At 33.3% G+C, this 7,269-nt stretch carries 5 protein-coding genes and 1 pseudogene; all 6 read right to left on the bottom strand.

The genetic code is table 11. From position 1 onward, the window contains the following. Positions 1–275: 275 nt before the first annotated feature. The gene (ftsY, locus tag ACW2QF_RS08420) at positions 276–1,205 is read right to left on the bottom strand and encodes a signal recognition particle-docking protein FtsY (RefSeq protein ID WP_455715556.1); all 930 of its coding nucleotides are present in this window, start codon (positions 1,203–1,205) and stop codon (positions 276–278) included. A gap of 22 nt (positions 1,206–1,227) precedes the next feature. After that, complete coding sequence (gene smc / locus ACW2QF_RS08415; RefSeq protein ID WP_455715555.1) at positions 1,228–4,803, bottom strand: chromosome segregation protein SMC; 3,576 nt, start codon at positions 4,801–4,803, stop codon at positions 1,228–1,230. 59 nt (positions 4,804–4,862) lie between these two features. Then, positions 4,863–5,558 carry a ribonuclease III gene (gene rnc, locus ACW2QF_RS08410; protein WP_455715554.1) on the bottom strand — a complete coding sequence of 232 codons (696 nt, stop codon included), beginning with the start codon at positions 5,556–5,558 and terminating at the stop codon, positions 4,863–4,865. A gap of 109 nt (positions 5,559–5,667) precedes the next feature. After that, positions 5,668–5,898 (bottom strand): acyl carrier protein, encoded by a 231-nt coding sequence (acpP, locus tag ACW2QF_RS08405; protein ID WP_167956681.1) that lies wholly within the window; start codon positions 5,896–5,898, stop codon positions 5,668–5,670. A gap of 42 nt (positions 5,899–5,940) precedes the next feature. Beyond that, positions 5,941–6,942: a phosphate acyltransferase PlsX gene (gene plsX, locus ACW2QF_RS08400; protein WP_455715553.1), complete on the bottom strand. Its 1,002-nt coding sequence runs from the start codon at positions 6,940–6,942 to the stop codon at positions 5,941–5,943. A gap of 101 nt (positions 6,943–7,043) precedes the next feature. Continuing rightward, positions 7,044–7,269, bottom strand: a pseudogene (locus ACW2QF_RS08395) (ATPase); the annotation flags it as partial.

Here is a 7,269-nt window from a genome sequence, read left to right as displayed (position 1 = left end):
TAACTGTTTTACTTATATATGATTAACTAGGCTTATGATTAATTATATCACTTTAACTTATGATAACACGATTTTATCATCTGTCAAGTTCTTTGACCGCCTTGTAAACATACTTTGTATTCATACAAAAGACAATCCAATGCGCTTGTAAAGCTTATAAAATAAGTATTTTCACTTATATACTAAAAAAGTTTCAGCTTAGTATAACTAATTTAGAATTCTTCTATTCCTATTTCATATAGTTGAATTCGTTCCCTAAGCTGAAACTTGTGTAATTATTCTGTTGCAGTAAATAGTGCATTTACAAATTCATCAGCATTGAATTTTTGTAAATCATCTATTTTTTCACCAATACCAATGTATTTAACTGGAATGCCAAGTTCAGATTGAATAGCAATGGCAATTCCACCTTTAGCGGTACCATCTAACTTTGTTAGGATAATACCATTAATATCAGCTACTTCACTAAACTGTTTTGCTTGTGCTAGTGCGTTCTGACCAGTCGTTCCATCAAGTACTACTAAGGTTTCTTTATGTGCCTCTGGGTATTCACGGTCGATAACACGGCTAATCTTACGAAGTTCCTCCATTAAGTTCTTCTTATTATGAAGTCGTCCTGCTGTGTCACAAAGTAATACGTCAGTATTTCTTGCTTTTGCAGCTGTAACCGCATCATAAATTACTGCTGCTGGGTCAGAACCTTCTTGTTGAGAGATAATCTCTACATTCGCACGATGCGCCCATTCGGTAAGTTGTTCAATTGCAGCCGCACGAAATGTATCTGCCGCAGCTACCATAACCTTTTTACCATTATCCTTTAATTGGCCTGCTAGTTTTCCAACAGATGTTGTTTTACCAACACCGTTAACTCCAATAAGTAAGATAATTGATTTTTGATTTTCGAATTCATACGCAGTTTCATCAACTGACATCTGTTCTTTAATACTGTCAATTAATAATTGCTTACATTGACTAGGTTCTTTGATTTTTTGTTCCTTCACTTTTTTCTGAAGATTCTCAATAATAGCTGTAGTTGTATTAATACCTAAATCCGCCATAATAAGAATCTCTTCTAATTCTTCATAGAAATCCTCGTCTATACTTGAAAATCCTTTGAAGATGTTGTCAATACCAGTTATGATATTGTTTCTTGTCTTAGCAAGACCTGAAACTAATCGGCTAAAAAAACCTTTCTTTTCTCCCAAAAATTATACACCTCTATAATATTTATATTTTTTCTTTTTTGTCCTCTAATTCATCTTCAATTAAACTTACAGATACAAGAGTCGAAACACCTTTCTCTTGCATCGTAACACCATATAAGGTATCTGCACTTGCCATAGTCCCTCTTCTATGGGTAATTACAATGAATTGAGTATGTGTAGTTAATTTATGCAAATACTTGGCATATCTCTTAACATTAGCGTCATCAAGAGCGGCTTCAATTTCATCTAATAAACAGAACGGAGAAGGCTTTAAATTCTGAATTGCAAATAATAACGAAATTGCAGTAAGTGCTTTCTCACCACCCGAAAGTTGCATCATGTTCTGTAATTTCTTACCAGGTGGTTGAGCAATAATACGAATACCTGCTTCTAGGATATCCTCACCTTCCATTAATTCTAAGGTTCCCTTACCTCCACCGAATAGCTCTTTGAATACAAGATCAAATTGACTACGAATCTCTGCGAATTTCTCATTGAATTGCTTTCGCATTTCAATATCTAATTCTTCAATAATCTTTTTAAGCGCTTCTTCTGCTTCAATCAAATCATCATGTTGCGTCTTTAACAATTCGTATCGTTCTATTAGATTCTTGTAATCTTCAATTGCATTAACGTTAACGTCACCAAGTGATTTTATTTGTTGTTTTAAACTTTGAATCATTTTTTTCATCTGAGGTATATTACTATATTCCTCATTCTTCTTTTCAAGCGCTAAACTATATGTCAATTCATATTCTTGCCACATATAGTTAACTTGAGTATCTAACTGTTCCATCAGTTTATCTCTTTGCCCAATTAGACGGAAGTTTTCTTTATCTAATTCATTGACCATATTAGATAATTCTTCTCTTCTAGTAAGAAATGCCTTATGATCTTTGGATAGATTATCTTTTTTTGTGATCATTTCTTCTAAGTCTTTTGTTAATGAGGCAATTAATTTCTCATCAGTTTCAAGTTGATTCTTAGTATTATTCGTTAATTCAACTCTTGAATCCATATGTTGCTTCGCTTGTAATAGCTTAACCTGAACCTCTTGTAACTCAGCCCTAAGCTTATCAATTTCAGATTTTACACGCTTAATATTCTCAACAACATACTGATTTTGCTGTTCTAATGTAGAACAATCCAATTTTAAGGAAGCGGCTTTTTCATTATATGCTTTTTCTAACAGTTTCTTCTCTTCTAACTGTTTTGCATATTCGGCCATCTTATCCTCAACTTCTTTACTCTTTAACTGATTTTCGTTTTGGATTTCTCTTAACTTATTTATGGAGTTCTTTAATTCTAATGCTTGACTATCAATTTCAGCACTTTCTTTTTGAATTTCTTCATAAAGAGCACCAATTTCCTGTTTCTTACTATCGATTTGTTGCATCTGCATCTTTACAGTATTTTGAGAAAGAGATAACTCTTGTAACTTAGATTTATTCGATTCATAGATATTACGATTCTCTTCTCTAACTTTCTTGCAGTTTTCTACATATGCAACATTTTCTTTCATCTGTGTCGATATTTCTAATACTTTTGATTCAATCTCTTCGATTTCTCTACGTCTACTTAATAGATTACTATTGTTCTTATAAGAACCACCTGACATAGAGCCACCAGGACTAAGTAATTCACCTTCAATCGTAACAATACGAAGAGAATAGTTGTATTTTTTTGATAAAGCAATTGCATTATTAATTGTATCTACTACAACAATTCTACCTAATAGATATTCTACTAATCCATCATACTTCTTATCATGCTCAACAAGTGAATTGGCTAAACCGATAACCCCTTGTTCTTTAAGCACGTTATTATCTTTAAATCCACCTCTACTGCTAACCGAAGTAAGTGGCAAGAACGTTGCTCTACCGAATTTATTCTTCTTCAAGTATTCAATCATACTCTTAGCTGTGTTTTCATTATCTGTAACGATGTTCTGGATACTACCACCAAGTGCGATTTCTACTGCTGTTTCATACTCTTTCTTAACCTTGATAATATCTGCAACTACGCCTTCAATACCTGGGGTTGATTGCTTTAACTCCATAATCTTACGAATACTATTACCATAACCTTCGTAACGTTCTGTCATATTTTTCAAAGAGTCCATTCGAGATTTTTCTTGGTGATATTTCTGTTGAAGATTACGATATACTTCTTCTTTTTCTTTAATATTATTCTGTAATTCACGAAGTTTATTCTCAACATCTGAATTTTGGTCTCGAATCGTTTGGATTTTTCCCATTATATCATGTAATGATTCTTGTTTTTCATTCCATTCTACCAGCAAAAGTGATTCATTACTTTTGTTCTTCAATAATCGTTGGTTTAAAGTAGCCTTTCCAATACTACTTTGTTCCAGTATTGTTTCGTATTTTTGAATCTCTGCCTTTTGATTTGCATTCTCTTCCATAAAATGATACATGTTAGAGTTACACTCATCAATTGCTTTCGTAATAGACGTAATATCTGATAAAATATTCTCTAACTCCGTATTCATTTCTCTATTAACATCATCAAAAGAATCAATTTTTTCATCTAAAGAATTTTTTTGTTCATAATACGTCTTTAATTGAGAATCCTTTTCCTCTAAATCTTTATTTACTAGATTAATACGTTCTTGGTAATGTTCTCTATTTTGCTCAGAAGCAGTTATCTGTTCTTTATAAACCTTTATGTCGCCTTCCAACTTCTCTTTATGTAGACGGTAGTTATTTAACTCCATCTTCTTTTCTTCTAAAGCAGAATCGAATTCTTCAATCTGAGCTTCTAATTTATCATATTCCTCTTTTGTTTGATCAAAGGAATTCTTTGATCGATTAAGGTCACTTGCTGCTATTTCTAGCTTCTCATCAACATTCTTTTGTTCTTCTAGAATTCTTTCATATTCAATTAGGAACATATTTACATCTAAGTTCTTTAACTCTTCACGATACTTAAGGTATTCTTTTGCGACTGAAGCTTGCTTCTCTAAAGGTTCCACTTGCTTTTCAATTTCTGCAAGGATATCATTAATACGGCACAGATTCTGTTTTTCTTCTTCCAGATTCTTCTCTGCCGTAGCTTTTCTCTTCTTAAATTTAACAATACCAGCTGCTTCATCAAACAGCTCTCTTCGATCTTCTGGTTTCCCACTTAATATCTTATCAATTTGCCCCTGACCGATAATTGAATATCCTTCTTTACCGATACCAGTGTCAAGGAATAACTCTTGTACATCTTTTAGACGACAACTGGAACCGTTAATTAAATATTCACTTTCTCCAGATCGATATACACGTCTTGCAACCTTTACTTCATCATAATCAATTGCTAATTGATGATCTGAATTGTCTAGAGTTATTGCTACATATGCAAACCCTAATGGTTTTCTTGTTTGTGTTCCAGAGAAGATAATATCCTCCATCTTGGCACCACGAAGTTGCTTTGCACTTTGCTCTCCAAGAACCCAACGTACTGCATCAGCTACATTACTCTTACCACTACCATTCGGTCCTACAATACCTGTAATACCACCCTTGAACTCGAAAACTAATTTATTTGCAAAGGATTTAAATCCTTGTATCTCTAAGCTCTTTAAATACATAAAATCACTTCACCACCCACATCTTAAGTTTCTCTTTACGCAAACTTTTGCTTAACCTTCTATTTCTTTTTTCTTAAGGCAAGAATAGAACGATATGCTGCTTGCTGTTCTGCTGCTTTCTTCGTTCTTCCAACTCCGACTTCTAACTCTTTTTCTCCGATAACAGCCTTCACAGTGAACTTCTTATTATGATCAGGTCCTTCTTCCTCGATTAGTTCATATGTTAAAGGATCTTTGTATTCACTTTGAACAATTTCTTGTAAGATAGTCTTGCTATCGAAAAAGAGTTGTTTATTCTCAACATCTGATAAAATGAATTTATCAATATACTCTTTTGCACTAGTAAAACCACCATCTAGATATATTGATCCAATTACCGCTTCCATTGCATCGGATAAAATAGAAGCACGATCTCTACCACCAGTTGCCGCTTCCCCTTTACCAAGTTGAATATACTTTCCAAGATTGATATCATTGGCGCATAAGGATAGCGTCTGCTCGCAAACAATGCTTGCACGTAACTTTGTTAAGTCACCTTCATGCATTTTACTGTTATTCTTATACAAAAATTCGCTGGTAACAAGTTCAAGCACCGCATCTCCTAAGAACTCCAGACGTTCATTGTTCGCTAATTTATCTAATCTTTTTTCATTGGCAAATGAACTGTGTGTAAGTGCTTGGCGAAGTAGCTTAATATCATTATATTGATATCCAATAGTTTCTTCAAATTCGTTTAATAATTCGATAATCTTCATATTCTACCACATCCTTTTTCTAGTGTTTTTATTTGTATTCTTCTCTTACATAAATAAACGACGCCCAACTAAACCTTGTTCAAGTTGGCGCCGTCGACCTCACACACTATTAGTTAAGTGCGTTTTTAATTTGTTCTACAGCATCGCTTACTGTTACAATATTTTCTGCTGCTTCATTAGCAATTTCTATATCGAATTCTTCTTCAATTCCCATGATAATTTGGAAAATATCTAAAGAGTCAGCTCCTAAATCATCTACAAATGTAGTTTCCATTGTAATCTCATCTGCATCCACATTTAATACTTCGCCAATAATTTTTTGTAACTTTTCAAATTCCATCATAATCACCTTTCTTATACTTGGTCATATACGCCATAAGCGCTACATAATATTTTCTTTAATTTTTTCATTTATGTTCTGCTCACTGAAAGACACACATTGAATGATTGCATTCTTGATTTCTGTGTTCTTTGAGCTACCATGCGTCTTCACTACCAGACCATTTAGACCTAGCATTGGTGCACCACCAAATTTTGTTGAATCAAATTCTTTCAGTGTTTTCTTAAGTTCACCTTTGCAAAGAGCAGCACCTATTTTGCTTTTTGTTGTACTCATTAGGCCTTTCTTAATTGTTCCAACTAAAGCTGCACTTAACCCTTCATATAACTTAAGTATAACATTACCTACGAAGGCTTCACAAACAATTACATCTGCTGCGCCATATGGTATCTCTCTTGCTTCAATACTTCCAATAAAGTTGATATCTTCACAGTCTTTTAACAAAGGATATGTCTCTTTAACAAGCATATTCCCTTTTTCTTCTTCAACTCCAATATTAACTATGGCAACCCTTGGATTCTTAATACCCACAATATGTTCCATATACAAAGAACCCATCTTTGCAAATTGAACTAAGTGAGAAGATCTTGCATCAACATTTGCTCCACAATCAACTAATAGAGATACTCCATTAATTGTTGGTATTAATGGTGCAAGTGGAGGACGATCAACTCCTTTGATTCTTCCTACAATTAGTTGTCCGCCTACAAGTAATGCTCCAGTACTACCTGCTGATATAACTGCATCTGCATCACCATTCTTTACCATTTTCATAGCTACAACGATGGAAGAATCTTTCTTTCGACGAATAGCCATAACAGGGGCTTCATCATTTGTTATTATGTCACTAGCATGCACTACTTCAATTTGTTCCTTGTTATAAGTATATTGCTCTAGCTCAGAATTTACGATATCTTCTCTTCCAACTAAAAAAACTTTTATATCATTTCTTTCATTAACTGCTTCAACTGCGCCTTTAACAATCTGACCAGGTGCATTATCGCCGCCCATTGCATCAACTGCAACTCTAATTGTATTTTGCATTTCAATTCCTCCCTGTCAGTATCTATACATAATATACTAGAAAAGATTCTATAAATCAATAAAAATATTTATTAAATTTGCAGTCCAATCAGCCTAAACAACTAAACTTTATTATTTTTGTAGTTATCAAGAAAATGATATGTTATTCCTTTTTTTTCGTAGGAGATCATTGTATCTAGATTAACATTATACATACTTTTGAATATATTCATATCAATATTGGGGTTAATTTGAAGTAAGTTCTTTAATAGTTTTCTTACATTTGTTCGATTAATCGAAAGATTTTCATCTGTAATAGTTCCAAAATCCTTTGTAAATGCATACTCA

Source organism: Anaerosporobacter sp. (assembly GCF_965301125.1).
This window is presented reverse-complemented; position numbering and strand designations above follow the sequence as displayed.